Origin of the sequence: Mycolicibacterium anyangense (assembly GCF_010731855.1) — a bacterium.
Taxonomy (GTDB): domain Bacteria; phylum Actinomycetota; class Actinomycetes; order Mycobacteriales; family Mycobacteriaceae; genus Mycobacterium; species Mycobacterium anyangense.
Map to the genome: position 1 here is coordinate 849388 of NZ_AP022620.1, position 16613 is coordinate 866000.

At 64.3% G+C, this 16613-nt stretch carries 16 protein-coding genes; 13 read left to right on the plus strand and 3 right to left on the minus strand.

The features are described 5' to 3' along the window. Positions 1–55 precede the first annotated feature (55 nt). The 4 genes from G6N35_RS04015 to G6N35_RS04030 are packed head-to-tail and all read left to right on the plus strand — an operon-like array spanning position 56 to position 3290. Positions 56–1090 (plus strand): phosphotransferase family protein, encoded by a 1035-nt coding sequence (locus G6N35_RS04015; RefSeq protein ID WP_246224199.1) that lies wholly within the window; start codon positions 56–58, stop codon positions 1088–1090. Positions 1091–1100: 10 nt separating this feature from the next. Continuing rightward, positions 1101–1721 carry a TetR family transcriptional regulator gene (locus tag G6N35_RS04020; protein ID WP_163803077.1) on the plus strand — a complete coding sequence of 207 codons (621 nt, stop codon included), beginning with the start codon at positions 1101–1103 and terminating at the stop codon, positions 1719–1721. After that, a complete protein-coding gene (locus tag G6N35_RS04025; protein WP_163803078.1) occupies positions 1718–2467 on the plus strand; it encodes an SDR family NAD(P)-dependent oxidoreductase in 750 nt (249 codons plus the stop codon). Before G6N35_RS04020 ends, G6N35_RS04025 begins: the two co-directional genes overlap by 4 nt. Positions 2468–2480: 13 nt before the next feature. Next, positions 2481–3290 (plus strand): SDR family oxidoreductase, encoded by an 810-nt coding sequence (locus tag G6N35_RS04030; RefSeq protein ID WP_246224200.1) that lies wholly within the window; start codon positions 2481–2483, stop codon positions 3288–3290. 60 nt (positions 3291–3350) lie between these two features. Here the strand turns inward: G6N35_RS04030 and G6N35_RS04035 are convergent, their stop codons facing one another. Next, positions 3351–4226, minus strand: a complete 876-nt coding sequence (locus G6N35_RS04035) for a LysR family transcriptional regulator (RefSeq protein ID WP_163803080.1) — start codon at positions 4224–4226, stop codon at positions 3351–3353. Between the two features lie 68 nt (positions 4227–4294). Between G6N35_RS04035 and G6N35_RS04040 the strand changes: the two genes are divergently transcribed. Together G6N35_RS04040 and G6N35_RS04045 are read left to right on the plus strand one after the other, a co-directional pair. Further along, positions 4295–5356: a hypothetical protein gene (locus G6N35_RS04040; protein ID WP_163803081.1), complete on the plus strand. Its 1062-nt coding sequence runs from the start codon at positions 4295–4297 to the stop codon at positions 5354–5356. A gap of 384 nt (positions 5357–5740) precedes the next feature. Then, on the plus strand, positions 5741–6202 hold the full coding sequence (locus G6N35_RS04045) for a nuclear transport factor 2 family protein (protein WP_163803082.1): 462 nt from the start codon (positions 5741–5743) through the stop codon (positions 6200–6202). Positions 6203–6307: 105 nt separating this feature from the next. On the opposite strand, the gene G6N35_RS04050 is transcribed toward G6N35_RS04045, so the two are convergent. Next, entirely contained in the window at positions 6308–7174 is an 867-nt protein-coding gene (locus G6N35_RS04050; RefSeq protein ID WP_163803083.1) for a helix-turn-helix transcriptional regulator, read from the minus strand. Positions 7175–7283: 109 nt separating this feature from the next. On the opposite strand from G6N35_RS04050, the gene G6N35_RS04055 reads away from it, so the two are divergent. The 5 genes from G6N35_RS04055 to G6N35_RS04075 are packed head-to-tail and all read left to right on the plus strand — an operon-like array spanning position 7284 to position 12819. Further along, complete coding sequence (locus G6N35_RS04055; RefSeq protein WP_163803084.1) at positions 7284–8300, plus strand: hypothetical protein; 1017 nt, start codon at positions 7284–7286, stop codon at positions 8298–8300. Between the two features lies 1 nt (position 8301). Then, complete coding sequence (locus tag G6N35_RS04060; protein WP_163803085.1) at positions 8302–9354, plus strand: phosphotransferase family protein; 1053 nt, start codon at positions 8302–8304, stop codon at positions 9352–9354. Between the two features lie 17 nt (positions 9355–9371). Next, positions 9372–10544 carry an Rv3169 family protein gene (locus G6N35_RS04065; RefSeq protein WP_163803086.1) on the plus strand — a complete coding sequence of 391 codons (1173 nt, stop codon included), beginning with the start codon at positions 9372–9374 and terminating at the stop codon, positions 10542–10544. Continuing rightward, the gene (locus G6N35_RS04070) at positions 10541–11179 is read left to right on the plus strand and encodes a PaaI family thioesterase (protein WP_163803087.1); all 639 of its coding nucleotides are present in this window, start codon (positions 10541–10543) and stop codon (positions 11177–11179) included. Before G6N35_RS04065 ends, G6N35_RS04070 begins: the two co-directional genes overlap by 4 nt. Continuing rightward, positions 11176–12819: a class I adenylate-forming enzyme family protein gene (locus G6N35_RS04075; RefSeq protein ID WP_163803088.1), complete on the plus strand. Its 1644-nt coding sequence runs from the start codon at positions 11176–11178 to the stop codon at positions 12817–12819. The genes G6N35_RS04070 and G6N35_RS04075 overlap by 4 nt, the downstream gene beginning before the upstream one ends. Positions 12820–12870: 51 nt before the next feature. On the opposite strand, the gene G6N35_RS04080 is transcribed toward G6N35_RS04075, so the two are convergent. Continuing rightward, complete coding sequence (locus G6N35_RS04080; RefSeq protein WP_163803089.1) at positions 12871–14406, minus strand: AMP-binding protein; 1536 nt, start codon at positions 14404–14406, stop codon at positions 12871–12873. A 183-nt stretch (positions 14407–14589) separates the two neighbouring features. Here G6N35_RS04080 and G6N35_RS04085 point away from each other — a divergent pair, with 183 nt between their 5' ends. After that, positions 14590–15906, plus strand: coding sequence for a phenylacetate--CoA ligase family protein (locus tag G6N35_RS04085; RefSeq protein WP_163803090.1), 1317 nt, complete (start codon positions 14590–14592; stop codon positions 15904–15906). A 25-nt stretch (positions 15907–15931) separates the two neighbouring features. After that, positions 15932–16609, plus strand: coding sequence for a hypothetical protein (locus G6N35_RS04090; RefSeq protein ID WP_163803091.1), 678 nt, complete (start codon positions 15932–15934; stop codon positions 16607–16609). The last annotated feature ends 4 nt before the right edge of the window (positions 16610–16613 follow it).

The window sequence follows — 16613 nt, forward strand, 5'->3', positions numbered from 1 at the left end:
GTGGCATAGACTGACAGGATTGACAGTCAGTGTCAACATCGGTTAGCTTCGGGAAATGGCCTCCGCCGCAGTGGCACTCGAAGTCGACAAACTCGACTCCTGGATCGGTGATCGGCTTCCCGGACAGGGCATCCCGATGACCAGTCAGCGAATCGGTGCCGCCACCGGCATCGCCAACGCGTTGTTCCGGGTGTCGCGCGGCGAGCACGCATGGATCTTGCGCCGGCCACCGGCGGTCAAGAATGATCCCAGCGCCTCGAACACATTGCGGGAGTGGCGCATCCTCCAAGCGCTCGAGGGCACTGCGGTGCCGCATCCGGAGCCAGTGCTCTACTGCGACGATATCGAGGTACTCGGTACCGAGTTCATGCTGATGGGCGTGGTCGACGGTTTCACACCGGGCTTCGAACTGCCGGAGCCGTTCTCGAGCGACCCCGCATTGCGATTCGACCTCGGCATGGCCTACGTGGACGGCTTGGTGCACCTGGCCGCAGTGGACTGGCGGGGAGCCGGCCTCGATGATCTCGGCAAGCCGGACGGGTTCTTGGAGCGGCAGGTGCCGCGATGGCTCGGCCAGCTGGATCGGTACCGGACCCGCGAGCTGCCGGAGCTGGACTTCCTCTCATCCTGGCTGACGGCGAACAGGCCCGCCATGAGTCCGGCGGCCATCATGCACGGTGACTACAGCCCATTCAACGTCATGGTTGCCCCGGAGCCGCCGGCTCGGCTGGCCGCGATCGTCGACTGGGACACCGGAACCATCGGCGATCCACTCCTGGACATCGGACACCTGCTCGCGCGGTGGACCGAACCTGGCGAAGATCCCGTCATCATCACGCAGGCAGGTGGTGCGACCGGGTACCCCAGCCGACGGCAGATGGCTGCGCGCTACGCCGAACTCAGCGGGCGAGATCTCACTTCGCTCCCGTACTACCAGGCACTGGCATTGTTCAAGCTGGCGGTGATCCTGGAAGGGTCCCATTCACGTCAGGTCAAGTCGGGTATCGATCCCGATCGCACCGACATGGGACCGCGGGTGATCCGTCTCCTGGCCGGGGCGGCGGAGTTCGCTCGCGGCCAGCGCGTGTGAGACTGCGAGCATGACGGAACCACTCACCGACCGCCGACGCAGACTCGTTCGAGAGGACATCGGCAGAGCAGCCGTGCGTCTGTTCGCCGAACGGGGCTTCGACGGTGTCACGGTGGCTGACATCGCGGACGCGGCGGGTATCTCCGAGCGAACGTTCTTCCGGTACTTCGCGACCAAGGATGAGGTACTACTCGCCTACGAACGACATGTCTGGGAGCGCCTCGTCGCGGCAGTCGCCGCCCGGCCCGCGGGCGAGGGGCCGGTCACCGCTCTGCGGGCGGCGTTCCTGGTGACCTCACACGTCGAGCCCGCCGATCGGGGCAGAGTGGCTCAACTTGGTGGCATCCTTGCCAAGGCGCCCGAGCTCAATGCCCGAAGCCGTGGATATCGCCTCATCAACGATGCAGAGTTGATCGAGTTGATCGTCGCGCGGTTCCCGGCCGACACAGCGGCGGCGCGCAGCCACGCCAGAGTGATCGTCACGGCAATGAACGCTGTGGCGGCTGCGGAGTTCGGTGCCTGGGCCGAATCGGGTGGTCGCGGTGACCCATCCGCCCGAATCGCCGCCGCATTGACCCTATTGGAAGACGGACTGGCCCAGTTCGATCCACGTGAGGAGAGCACGTCGTGAACAGTCCTTTCGACCTGACCGGTCGGACCGCGCTGATCACCGGCGCAACCCGCGGTATCGGTCGCTCGATCGCTGATCGGTTGGCAGCCGCGGGAGCCGACATCATCGTGACGAGCAGAAAACCCGACGCCTGCGAGAAGACTGCTGCCGAGATCACGGCCGCCGGCCGAACTGCATATCCGTTGCCGGCCAACGTCAACCGGTGGTCGGAGTGCGATGACCTCGTTTCCAGGGCATACGAAACCGTCGGCCGGATCGACATCTTGGTGAACAATGCCGGGTCGTCCTTGCGCTACGACACTGTCGATACCATCAGCGAAGAACTCTTCGACAAGACGATCGCCCTCAATCTCAAGGGCCCATTCAGGCTCAGTGCGTTGATCGGAAGTCGCATGGTTGCCGACGGTGGCGGCTGTATCGTCAACATCTCGACGATCTCGGCACAAGTCGGAGCCGGTCATGCGATCGTCTATGCGGCGGCCAAGGCGGGCTTGAACAACCTGACTAAGTCCTTTGCGCACACCTTCGCCCCAACAGTCCGTGTAAATGCCATCATGCCTGGCGCGATCGAGACTGACGTGATGAAAGCCTGGCCGCAAGCGGAGCGTGACATGGCCAGTGCCACAGCAGCTCTCGGACGAATCGGCACGCCCGATGAGGTGTCGGGCGCAGTCCTCTACCTGGTGTCCGACGCCGCGAGTTTCACGACCGGTCAAGTGCTGGCCGTCGACGGCGGACACCTGTGAGAAAGGAATCGACGTGGATTTGAACGAACGCTGCGCGGTCGTGACGGGTGGGGCGCACGGTATCGGTCGCGCACTGGCAGAGGAATTGGCCCGGCGTGGTGCCCGCGTTGTGGTAGCCGATCTCAATGTGGAGCGGGCGCAGCGAGTGGCCGATCGAATCGGCGGTGTGGCCGTCGAGTGCAATGTGGGTTCACCTGAGGGCATTGCCGACCTGGTGGAAGCGGCGCAGGACGCTTTCGGGCCGGTGTCGGTGTTGTGCTCCAACGCTGGCTATTCCGACAACGGTGACGGCCTGACTTTGCCGCCTGAGGACCTGCGCCGGATCGTGGAGGTCAACCTCCTCAGTCATGTGTGGGCTGCCCAGGCGGTGTTGCCTGGCATGCTCGACCGCGGCGAGGGTTGGCTGATCCAGACCATCTCATCGGCGGCCCTGATCACCGGGCCGTCCTTCATGGGCTACACGCTGAGTAAGCATGGTGCGCTCGGGTTTGCCGAATGGGTTGCGCTGAACTACCGGCACCGCGGCATCCAGGTCACCTGCCTGTGCCCGAACGCGGTGAACACCGGAATGCTCGGTCGTAACGAGGACGACGAGAGCCGCACGCCCATGATCGATCTCGCCGCCCTGGGCGACGTCGTGGAGCCCGAGGACTGTGCCCGGCAGGCACTCGACGCCGCTGCTGCCGGAAAATTCCTCGCCCTCCCTCACCCCCGAGTGGGCGACTCCTTTCTGCGTAAAGCCACTGACTACGACGCGTGGCTGGACCGTACCCATCAGCGACTGCAAAAGATGCAGTTGGCCGGGCACAGCCCCGCCGAGTAACGCTGATTACCAACGCGTCCTGCATCGCACCCTGATGGCGTGCACGCGGCGGCACTGCGGCTAGCTCGAATCGGCTTTCAGTTCGAGTAGTCGCTCCACTACGGATGGGGGAGTCCGCAGTCCGCAGGTAAAACCCAGCCAGGCCGGTGCAGCGTCCAGCGCCGGCCAGGACAAATCACTGCGTGTCCACATCAGCGGCGTGAGCGCGGGCATTGTCGCGAATCCGCGCCCCTCGGCGATAGCGGTCAGCATTCCCGACACCGAGTTGGTCTGTCGCGAGTAACGACGGCGTCGCCCATTGCTTTGGGGATCCAGCCCCCAAAACCGTGCTGCGGACGTCGAAAGTGTGGAGCCAACGACCGCTCGCTCCCCATCGAGGTCTGCGGCGGTGACGCCGTGCAGTGCGGATAGCCGGTGTTCGTTCGGGAGCACCGCAACCCGAGGTAGGGGCACAACAGGAATTTCCTGAAGGTCGGCGGTCGGCCCCGGGATCAGTGCCACCACCGCGTCGAGGTTCGCCGAGCCCAAGGAATTGCCGGTGAAGGAGTCGCGCCAACTGACGCGCCGCAGCACGATTCCGGTCTGTGTGAAGGCGTGATCGGCTCGCGCGAGCAGGCGATGCAGCTCGATGACCGGTGGCAGCGGCGGTATTCCGATAGCTACCGCCCCTGTTCGTCCGGTGTGCCGGGCCATCAGAACACCGCGTCCGAGATGAGCGAAGGCGATCTTGGCCTCGGTGAGCAGGGCCAGGCCCGCATCGGTGGGTTGGGAGGTGTGGCCGGCTTCGGTGGTCAGTAGTGGCACTCCGACCGAACGTTCCAGCCTGCGCAGGGCTCTGGATACGGTCGCCGGTGTCATCTCCAGATGTCGTGCCGCCGCGCGTATCCCACCGGCATCAACGACCGAACTGAAGATGTGCAAATCGCCCAAGTCCACGAGTCAAGTGTTGCACTTGGCGCAACACCTATTGCGCCGGCCAGCAAGGTGTTGTCATCGTCGCCCGCATGACAACGATGTTTACTTCGACGCTGGGAAGTTTCGAGTGGCAAGCCCTCTGCGGCGGGTTCACTCCCGAACTCGGCGATATCGCCGCCGAACGTGGATTTTTTGGTCTCAAGCCTGAAGGCATCTATGTGTACGGAACATTCCGTACCGCCGACGGCGATATCCACACCCCTGCGCGCCGGCTGCCGTTTGGATCCGATAAGGGCGACGCCGGTGTCAGCGGGGACATGCGATTGTCGATGGGGCGGCGGTTGGCCGTTCAAACCACCAAGGACAGCCCGGACGGTCAGCAGCACTTCGACGTCGCCGCGATGCGCGCGTCGGCCAGTGGCGCCGGCCTTCTTGTCGACCGGACATCCGACGCCGTCGTGTACCGGGCGTCCGGTGACCGCGACATGCTTGTCGAAGTCTCGCCGTCCGCGCTGCACTGGCGCGAAGAAGATGTGCTGGATCTGCAGGGCGAACTGGTGGGCTCGGGGCTGCACTGGTACCTGCCGGGACGCGACCTCGGCATGTACTACACGTCGCAGATCTACGAGGTGGCGGGAACGATCTACGGCGAGAAAGTCACCGGCTTCGTCCCCTTCGATCCGGTCTACATGGCCGACGGTGCTGCGCTCTATGCGGAGAAAGACATCCTGGAAGGCGAGCAACTCTGCTTGACGTGGTACACGTGGGGCACCCGCTGGGACGATGGCACCGTCGAGGTTGGCCATACGCTGTCCGGACACGACCAATTCGGCTTGTGCGTCGCCACCGATGCTGACGGGCTGACCGTTCAGACCAGCAACGTCGAAGCTGAGTATGAATGGGCGCCAAATGAATACAACGTGGAGCGGGTCGCTTTCGACGTAGACGGCGAGCCCTGGGAATTCGTCGCCGATCCCCGGGGAGTTCAGCCCGATATGGGGCGGATTCCCAATCCTCAACAAGAGGGGCTGATGCGGAGGGTGGGCGACACGAGGAAGCCGGTGCACTGGTCGTCCTGGGGCGAGGCGAACATTGCCTACCAGCCGCCGCGCCGGCGCCGCTTCACCACCGCACGGTCAGCACGACTTTAGGCCCGTCGCCACGCACGGCTGCCTCGGGCCAGAGGTCCGGGCTTCAGCCTCGCATCCTGACCGCGGTCTTCAGTGGATTGTTCACTGAAGGCCGCGGTCAGGCGTTTCCGGCCACGGTTGTTGTGTTACCCCATCGGTGATGGTCACATCATTCAGGCGATTGGTCATCGTCTCGGTAGCAGCAGTACTGGAGTGATGTCATCTGACCAATCTGCTCATTAAGATTAATTATTAATCTATGCTCGCAGCATGCGGACGATGCTCTGTTTGACAGCCCGATACGGGGCGCGCAGACCGATCCGTACCGGCGTCATTGACGTGGACTCATAGTTGCCAATTGGGCCGGCACGGGCGCGGCGTAGCTGGCATATGAGAAGGAGCACGATGATCAACATCCAACCGTCACTTGAGGCCGTCGCCGACATCATCGCGATCAACCACCTGGCAGCTTCCTATTCGGAGGCGATGTGCCGCTTTGAAGTGGAAGAAGCGGTCCAGACCTACGCTCAGGACGGCGTACTCTCGACGCCCACCACGGCGGACGCCATCGGCCGGGCTGCCATATTCGAAACGATATCGAAGACGGTATCCACGCTGGACTTCGTCTTCCAGACCCTGCACCAGGGGTTGGTCGAGGTCGATGGGGACCGAGCGACCACCAACTTTCCCATTACCGAATGGGCGCGGACATCCAAGGATCAGAGAGGCATCCTGTTCCTGGGGGTGTATCGCGATGACGTAGTGCGCACACCCGAGGGTTGGAGATTCGCCCGCCGCAGGCTCCTTCCTCGGCTCATGGGTAGGCCCGACTTCCTCACGGGCACACTGCACGACATCTCACTGTGACCCCCGCTGTCGTCATGGAGTTATTCGCTGGCCCAGGCGAAGGGGTCCAACGGCGCCAGCACCGTGCTGCATGGCGGACAGCTGGCGCTGTCGCACGTTCCCGACCTATCGATCTGACGTCACGCGCGCGTCCCACGTGGCAGATCCGCGAATCTGCTCGAGCTTGCGGAGATCTGCATCGGTCGCCGGCTGGTGGATGATCAGTTTCAATGAAGGTCGGTCCAGCAGTCGCAGCTGCATCAGGTGGGTGGTGAGCACCCCGACGGCCGGATGGCGGAATGATTGCGCTCCGCCCGCGGCACGCACCACCTCGTGGCTGGACCACCACTGCCGGAATTCGGCACTGAGAGCGGCTAATTCATTGGCTATCGACCCGAACTGGGGGTCGGTAGGGTGCGCGGCGGCTTCTGCGCGGAACTGGCCGACAACACGGCGGGCGTGTCCCTCCCAATCCACTAGGGAGTCACGCACGCCCGCAACGGTGAACGTCGCCCACAACACATTGCGGCGGTCTGCGGGTAAGGCTGAGACGTCGCAGAACACTGCCGACAGCGCGTCGTTCCAGCCCAGATAGTCCGACCGAGGCCCCAGGATGTAAGCGGGCGCCGGCAACTGGCGGGCCAGCAGCCGACGGGTGGGCTCGTCGACCGATTCGTCATGGTTGTCCGAAGCGCCCAGCGGAAGCGCAGCGAGTCGGCGAAGGTGGCGGTGTTCGTCATCGGTAAGTTGCAGCGCATCGGCGATGCTGTCGATCACCTCGACGGTGGCATGGATGTCTTGTCCCTGCTCAAGTCGGGTGTACCAGCTGTAGCTCACCCCAGCCAGGTTGGCAACTTCTTCACGCCGGAGACCACGAACCCGACGGGGGCGCAGGCCAGCGCGCAGACCTGCCTGCTCTGGCGCCAACGCTGCCCGCCGCGCACTCAGGAACGCCGCAAGTTCGCGGCGCCGTTGCTCGGAGTCTGACGCCATGCCGCCCATCCTGCCAAACCCCATCGCGCCGGTCTGGGCTATCACTCACAGTGGTAGCACCAGTCCGGTCTTGTTGCGCGATGCGCTGGGCCCGCACACTCGCTTCACCATGACTACGACATTCGACACGTTGTCCGGGCGCGGACAGTTCCACTACCAACTGGTGCTCGGTGAACACAACAGTGACCCGGCAGAGGTTGCAGCACAACGCGACTGGTTCGGGCTGCCCTGGTCGGCCCTGTTCCTTTATGGCAGTCTGCGCGATGACGAGGGCCAGCTCTATACGGTCCTTCGAGTACCGGAACGTAACGGCGGCGGACGTAAGCGCTTCTATCTGCAAACAACACTCGGCGCCGACGATCTGCACGTCCACGACGCCAGCAGGGGATCGGCCCGCAACGAGGGTTTCGTCCGTCAACACCGCGACGGCGTCACCACGATCTACAGTCCGTCGGACTCCGATGGTCAACCATTCAGGTTCGAAGTCGATGCCACCACATCGTCATGGTCCGAGGCCGGCACGATGGAGCTGCACGGCACCTTGGTGGAACCAGGCCTGCACTGGCACTTGCCGTCGGCTTCGGGCGGTGTCGACGAGGGCTACTACTACGTGTCCCAGCTCTACGAGGTTCGCGGTCAGATCCTCGGGCGCGACGTTCACGGCTTCTACGGCGCCGACGACCTGTACGCCAACGGCCTGATCTACCAGGACGACCTCTTGGTCGGCAAGAAGTTGCACGTCACCTGGTACACCTGGGCGACGCGCTACGCCGATGGCTCCTTGGATGCCGGGCATTTCATGCTCGGCCATGACGGCCTCGGCATGCTCCTCCTGTGTGATCAGGACGGCCGGGTGCGTCGTACCACCCATGTGGACGGCTTTGTCGAACTCGACGAAACGGGAACGTGGCCAACCCGTATCGAGGTTCACGCACCGGGGGAGGACTGGGAGTTCCTCCCGGACCCGCGGGGACGAATGGTCGACTTCATGCCGATGCCGAACCCCCAGATCGAGGGCCGCTGGCGACGAATCGCCGACACCCGACAGCCGGTACATTGGTTCGCCTACGGCGAGATTGCGCCGTCGCACGGATTAGTGCCCCGCAGCGGCGCTCTCGGCGCGTGATGTGTCCACCCTCGAGTACTTCGAAGATCGGCGCCAGGCTCTTGCTGACTGGATTGCATCCAAGAATCCGCACGCTGACAACGTCGGCTTGAGCTCCTTTACCCCGGCGAGCTCGGGCTTCTCCAATGTCACCCTGTTCACTGATCTGACCTGGAGTGACGCCGGCGGACAGCAGCGTCGGGAGCTGGTCTTGCGGGCCGTTCCCCCGTCCCAAACCCTGTTCCCGGATGACGACCTCCATCTGCAGTACGACGTGATGGCAGCGCTGCGCGATACGCCCATCCCGGTACCCCAGTTGGCCTGGTATCTCGACCGCACCGACGTCCTGGGTGTGCCGGCGTTCCTGATGGACCGGGTGCGCGGCGAGGTGGCCTCCGGCTACCGGCCCGGCTTCCACGGTCACGGCCTGTTCTTCGAGGCCACTGTCGAGCGGCGCCGGCAGATGTGGTTTGCGGCAGTCGATGTGATGGCCGACCTGCACCGGCTGGACGCTGCGTCTCTGGCGCTGCCGGCATCGATGGGGTCGCCCGCGAATGGGCGCGAGGCGATCGGTGCCATCCTGGCCCGGATCGAGACCCAGCTCGATTCGACCGACGCTGACGTCCCGGTGCTGTGGCAAGCCCTCGATCGGGTGCGCACCACGATGCCTGAGGACATCGACGTGGTGCTGTGCTGGGGTGACGCCCGGCCCGGGAACATCATCTACCGCGACGGCCAGGTGGCCGCCGCACTTGATTGGGAGCTGGCGCATTACGGTGCGCCGGAGGGTGATCTGGCGTACTTCTTGCTGGTCGATAAGGTTGTCGCCGAACTCAACGACGTCCCAAGGCTTTCCGGACTCCCGGACACCGACGAGACCATCGACTACTACCAGCGGGCACTCGGCAGGCCGATCCAGAACCTCGAGTATCACCGGATTCTGCAGGCCTTGAGAATGGCGACCATGTTGGTCATGACCGTGCAACTGAGCCCGCCCGAGCTCGAATTTCCACCCAACTATCTGACCGAGAATGTCCCCACCCGCAGGCTCGCGCACCTCATGCGCGTCCACTGAATCATGATCGGAAACTCATGACCGACGTCATCCTCACCGCCGCAGACGAATACCTGAACCACCAGATGGTGGCCAGTTTTGAACAGGTCGGCACAACTGACCGCAACTGGACGGAGAAGGGCTACATCGTCGCCTACGACGTCTCCGGCGAGATCATGGTCACCGCCGGGATCGGCAAGTACAGCAACCGCGACGTCATGGACGGCTTTGCCGGGGTCGCGGTCCCCGGCAAGCAGTACAACGTGCGTGCAACTCGCGAGCTACGCCCCGAACTGGACCGCACCGTCGTCGGTCCCATCTCGTGGGAGGTGGTGCATGCACCAAGTCACAACCGAATCATGTTGGCGGAGAACGAACTCGGCGTCAGCTATGACGTCACCTACGAAAGCGACTTCGCGCCGATCGTCGGGGCGCCAGGGGAACGCCGAGACCGGGGGATCACCGGGAACCACACGATCCGCTACTTCCAGCCGGGCCGCGCCAGCGGCACCGTCACTGTCGAGGGTCGCACTTACCGGTTGGATCCCGACCGCAGCTATGCCTATAAAGACCGATCGTGGGGAATCCGGACAATGTCGGGAATCCCCAACCCCAACTCGTTCTGGTTCAACGACCCGTCGGCGGCGCCCGAGACCGGGCTTCGTCCCGCTCCGGGGCACGGCGAGGGCGTGCTGCACGGGTACCTGAACTTCAGCTTCGGCAGCTGGTGCCTGTCATCGACGTTCACTCAAGGCCCCGATGGCCGGCCCATGAAGTCGAGTACCGGTAGCACGGAGGGTTTCATCGCCTTTGCCGGCACCAACCGGCCGCGCCTTCGGATCGCGAACCTTGAGCTGGACTTCGAGTTCTGGCCAGGAACCCGTCGGGCCAAGTCGCTCCACGCGCATGCCGAGCTCGAGGACGGAAGCACTCGCGACATCACGTGCACGTGGAAGGACCTCGTGTACTACTTCCGTGGCGGCGGCTATTTCGGTTTCCGCGGTTGGTGGCAGGGTGGCTACCGCGGAGCGCTCGACGTCGGAGGTGAGGTCATGGACCTGCGGAACAAGGCAAACCTTGACGAGCTGTACGGCTGCGAGGAGATCGCCGTCGACTGCGTGTGCGGGGAGGAGACCGGTCATGGGGTGATGGAGCCGTGGGCGATCGGTTCGCTGCCGCGATACGGCATCACCGAAGACACCCTCGGATGAGCGCTGACCAGGAACACCTGGTTGGTGTAGTCAACGGACTGGCCAACGCGATCCGCACCGCCGAGATCCCGGCTCAGCACGTGTCGCGAATCAGTAGCGCTCTAGAGCAGGCGCGCGCGATGATCGACGAGCATATCGTGCCTCCGCCGTATGCCGTCGAGCAGCTGGCCCCGCCGAACGTGGCTGTGTTGCAATGGGATCCAGACGACCTGTGTAGCACAGTTCCCTACAGCCCGTTCCTCGGACGCCTGAACCCGATCTCGGGAGACGCAACGCTGCGGGCCGAGGGGGCGACCCTCTCTGGAACAATCAGATTGTCGCCGATCCACGCCGGACCCATCGGGATGGCACACGGCGGCGTGGTAGCGGCGCTGCTTGACGAACTGACCAGCATCGCGGTGATGACACACGGACGTTTCGGCTACACCCGGACCCTGACGGTCACCTACCTGCGGCCGACGCCGCTGGATGGGGACCTATCGTTATGGGCCCAGTCCGCCGGCCACCTCGGCTCCGGATACCTGACGTCGGCGGAGATCCGCAGCGGCGGCAAGGTGACTGCATCCGCAGTTGCGGTGCATCATCCGGGCGGACGCGTCGATGAACCGATCTACCCGGATACAGTGACTCGATGACCAAGAGTCATGGCGGTTCGCCCTCCTTGACGCTCGCGGAGCTGGGGCCGGACACCGAAGAACAGGCCGGCTTGTCCTATCTCAGGCTGACCGACGCCGCCGAATTGACCCGAGCGACCGTCGGTCAAACATTGCTACGGGTGGCCTCGGAGCGCCCTGATCAGCCTGCACTGATGTGGCTGACCGAGACCGGCGTCGAGGAGATGACCTGGGCGGAATTGACAACCAAGGCGTCGGCCGCCGCCCACGAACTCAGCCGGCTCAGCCCCGCCCGCGAGCGAGTGGTGGTGCTCGGGGGCAACTCCGTGGACTGGATCGTCGCTGTGTACGGAGCCAGTCTTGCCGGTATGCCGGTGGTGCCGCTGAGTCCCGCGACGACCGTCGACGAGATCACTGCTGTCTTAGGAGATTTCGCAGTCGCAGGCATCCTGGTCGGCGACAGGTCGGGCGACGGTGTGCTGCGTGATCGTGCCATTCGGGCGTGCTCGGCAGCAGGATCCGAAGCTCAGGTGCGCGTCATGGGTGATTGGCCACCGGGGCCACGATTCGCCATCTGTGAGTCAGCGCGCGCTGACGACGAATTCCTGGTGCAGTACACCTCTGGAACCACTGGTCGTCCCAAGCCGGCGAGTCTGTCGCACCTGGCGGCACTGAACGCGGGACGATTCTTCGCCGAAGGGACCGGTACCCGCGCCGGCGAGGTGTGGCTCAATCCGCTACCCCTCTACCATGTGGGCGGACTAGTCTCCGGCCTGCTGTCGTGTCTGTCGATCTCGGCGACTTACGTTGTCGTCGAGCGGTTCTCGGCCGAGGTTGCACTGCGCGCTGTCCGTGAGACGCGGCCGACCTTCATCGGAATGGTTCCGACAATGCTGATCGACTTACTCGATCAGCCCGATGTGGCGCCCAATGACTTCGCATCGGTGCGCACGGTGCTCGGCGGCGCCACGGACGTCGACCCCGCGCTGGTTTCCGATGTCGAACAGCGACTTGGTATCCGGTTCAACATCGCCTACGGGCAGAGCGAAGCGCCCTGCATGACGATGACATGGTCCTCGGACTCGGCGGACGTGCGCACTCGCTCGCTGGGGCATCCACTGCCGGGCCGCGACTACTGCCTGGTCGATCCCGACGGGGTGGTGCTGGCGGTCGGTCAGCCAGGGGAGCTGTGTGTCCGAGGACCGTTGAACATGTCGGGCTATGTTCGGGCCGGCGGTCAGGTGGACCCTGACACCAGTGGCGCAGGATGGCGGCGAACCGGTGATATCTGCGTCTTGGACGATGCGGGAATCCTGCACATGCGTGGACGGTCCCGCGATCTGATCATCCGGGGTGGAACGAACATCTATCCGGCCGAAGTGGAGCAACAACTGTCCGCCCACCCCGCGGTGCGCGAGGTCGCGGTTTTTGGTGTGCCCGATCGCCGCCTCGGCCAGAAGGTGGCTGCTGCGGTCATTCCCGTCTCCGGGATGACGGTCGACCCGGCTGGTCTGGATACCTTCGCTGAGGAAGTCCTCGGTCCCAGCAAGCGTCCGACCGCCTGGCTCATCCTCGATGAGTTCCCGCGCACCGCGTCCGGTAAAGTGCGCAAACACGTTCTGCAGCAGTCGATCACGCCGGGTGGTGTGGAGAGCGCTTAGCGGCGGTCGGCTGCTGGCGAATCCACACCGCCCGGGCGGTCGGCGCCGGCCTCAGCCGGCGACGTTGGTGCCGCCGGGGTATCCGCCGCCGCCGAACATGGCGTCGAGGGCCTCGTAGTCGGTGAGACCGCCAACCCGCGGGATCGCCTCGATGAACTCCACCGATTTCGGCTTCTTGTACGAGGCGATATGAGTACGGCAGTGTTCGATGATGTCGTCGGCGCTCGCGCTCAGTCCGGGCTCGAGGACCACAACGGCCTTGACTGACTGGGTGAACTGCGGATCCGGTATCCCGATGATCGCCGCCTCACGCACCGCCGGGTGGTTGGTGAGGCAGGCTTCCACTTCCTGCGGATAGATGTTCTCGGCAGCCGACTTGATCATCCGGGTCATGGTGCCCATGAAATGGATGGTGCCGTCAGGTTCGCGGCGGCCCAAGTCGGTGGTGTGCCACCAGCCATCCCGCATCCGCTGACCGTTGAGCTCGGGGCGGTTCCAGTAACCCAGGTGCACGGTCTCTCCGCGGATGGTGATCTCGCCGGCAGTGCCGTCAGGGACCTCGTTGCCGTCCGGCCCGACGATGCGCACCTGCGTGAATGGCGATGGGCGGCCGGAGTTCCCGGTACCGCGGCCACCGAACGCATTCAATATCGCCAGCCCGGTGACTTCGGTCTGGCCGAAGCCGCCCGCCGTGGTCCCCCAAGCGGTGTTGTCCGGCGGCAGCGCATCGCCCCACACGGGAGCCATGGGTCCGGCCCGCAGCGACGAGATGTCGAGATTGGCGGTCTCGTTGAGTTCCTTGAGCTTGAAAATGGTGGGCGGCATGAGGAACGCCGAGGTGGCGTGCTCCTCGGCGATCAAGGCGAGGAGCTCTTCCTCCTGAACTCGCCGGATGTAGACGTTGGTGCCGCCGAACAGGAACGTGGCGATGGCGTCGAACTGGAAGTTTCCGATGTGAAACAGCGGGCCGGAGTTGATGAACACGCTGCGGTGATCCACTCCTGTCACGCCGGCGGTGACGCTGCCCATCACGATCAGGTTGCGATGGCTGAGCATCGAGCCGTTGGGGCGACCGCCGATGGCGGCGGTGTAGATCACGAGCAGTGCATCCTCGGCCTCGCCGGTGGGGGACACCGGGTCGGTGTCCTGGACCGCCAGCTGCTCGTCGTAGCCCTCCGGCTTTTCGGAGTCGAGCTGGATCCAGGTGGCCGTGGTGCTCGCCAACGTGCGTGCCCCGTCGATACGGTCGCCGATCTCCTCGTTCTGCCACAACACCACCGTGGGCGTGAAGTCGTCGATGACAAAAGCGAACTCTTCGGCGGATTGACGCCAGTTCGCCGGGCAGACCATGGCGCCGATACGGGCGCAGGCGACCATGACTTCGAGGAACCGGTACGACGTCTGTGCCAACCAGAGCACCCGATCGCCACGCTGCACGCCGAGGGATGCGAGCAGGCGGGCGGCTTGGTTCACCCGATCATCCAGCTCTGGCCAGGTCAATCGAACCGGGCCTTCGACAACTGCGGTTCGATTGGGAAAACGGCGCCGGTGCTCGGCACAGATATCCGACAATGTCACCTGAGGCATCGTGATCGCTCCTGTGCGTAGGGGGTGGGCTTGAAAACTACTCAATTATCTACCACTATGGCTGTGTCGCGGTTCACGTTACAGCGCAACGTACCGGCCGCACCAGGCGGTGCGAGTCCAAGAGGTCATCGCGCAAGCAAAAGGAGAATAGTGGCTAGTCAACCCCACAGCGGTTCGGCGCCCGTGAGCGTCCCGGCAAGCGGCGAGCGGTACTTCTATGAGCCCGAGATCGAGACCGCCAGCCGTGAGGCGATCAGGGCTGCCCAGGAAAAACGGATCCTCGAGCTGGTCCCCTATGTGTGGGAACGCTCCGGTTTCTATCGGGACCTGTGGTCTCGATCTGGGGTGAGCCCCGATGACATCCAGTCGCTGGATGACTTCTACGCCAAGATCCCGACCTTCTGCAAAGACGACCTGAAGGCCTACCGGGAACGCACAGGGGACCCGTTCGCCGGCATCCTCTGTGTCGATCGCAGCGAACTGACGTCGATCACATCGACCTCGGGCACGACGTCCCTGCCCGAGTTCCTGCCGGAGATCTGGGAAGCGGCCTGGCCACTGCCCATCACCTCGACCCGAGCGCTGTGGGAAATGGGAGTGCGGCCCGGCGATCGTGCGTTGGTGGCCGCGGGGTCATTCCGGGGGTTCTGGGACGACTACTACCGCATGTTGGGCGTCACGCCGGTCTATATCGATTGCTGGATCGGGGAGGGCGAGCGGATCCTCAACGCCATCAAGCGCTATCAGGTCGGCTACTTCCAGATGTTCATGCCCACGGTCATGGAGTTCGAGGCGCTGGAGGCCAAGTACGACATCCGCGACATGCTGTCGTCCCTCAAGGGTGCGGCATTTGCCGGGCAGCCGCTGAGCGCGACATTGGAACGCAAGGTTCGCGACGAATGGGGTGTGAATCTGTTCACCTGGACCAGCGCCGGGGACACCGGCGGGGCTTGGGAGGGGCAGGAGCACAACGGGTACTTCGTCCAGGAGGACACGGCGCTGCTCGAGGTCGTCGATCCGGTCACCGGGACACCGGTCGGAGAGCTCGAGACCGGTGAGGTCGTGGCCACCGACCTGGACAACAACGCCGCGCCCTACATTCGGTTCCGCTCGGAGGATCTGGTCAAAGTCACCCATCAGCCAGCGGCCAGTGGTCGGACCCAGATGCGGATCTGGGTCGTCGGCCGTGCCGGCGACGAGATGCGGATTGGCGGTAAGTCCTTTGTACTCAAGGACATCTGGGATCCGGTGGAGTCTCTGCCTGAGTGTGGGGACGCCCTGTTCCAGGTGGTTCGATACGCGCCGGAGATGGACCAACTGCGGATTCGGATCGGCTATTCCCCCGAGAAGACGGCTGATGTCGACGAACTGCGTTCACGGGCGGCGGCTGTGCTGGAGCGCAAACTGGGCGTCACATCCCACGTCGATCTGATGCCCGTCGACGAGATCCTCAAGACATCGTCGAGCGTGGCGAAATTCCCCCGCACTGTGAAGGCATGAGAGGACAGCAATGAGTAGATCGTCGATGGCCGCTACGGCAGCCCAGCTACCGCGACCAGAGTTGTTCGGTATCGCGTCGTGCAAGGTCGGCACTGACATCCTTGATTTCGAGATCGGTTGGGACGAAGCCGAGCGTGACATTGCCTGGGCCGAGGCCGTGCTGCGCCCGACGGGCCTCGGTAGTGAGGACGTCGCGGTGGTGACGCTGCCGAACTGGGAAGGGCTGTGGTTCGCCCCGGTGCTGAGCGCACTGCACACCTTGGGCGTGATCCGCGCTCTCGCGGAGAACTACGCCTGGGATGCCCGGCGCGCAGGACACATGATCCGAAATCTCAAGCCCCGGGCCGTCGTCGGACTCGGTGCTGACACCATCAACGGCCTGGTGGGTCAGGGCGACGATGTGGCTGGCTTGCTGTCCGGCGTGGATTTCGTCTGGGCGCGCCACGACGCTCTTGGCGTCCTCGCGGAGGCCGGCGTGACCGCGTTGCCCCTGGTTCCGATCGGGCCAGCCCTGGCGATCGGCGTCCCTGGCGTGGGTGCGGTGGTGAACACCGACGAATGGGCTGTCGAGACTGTCGACGGCGAATTCGTGGTGTCGACCGTAGGCGATCGGAGGGCTCGCCTTTCCGGCGTCACATCGGGAATCCGCGGGCGGGTGGGCTCGCGCGTCGATGTGGGCACCATCGTCGAGTTCGAGCTGTGATCGC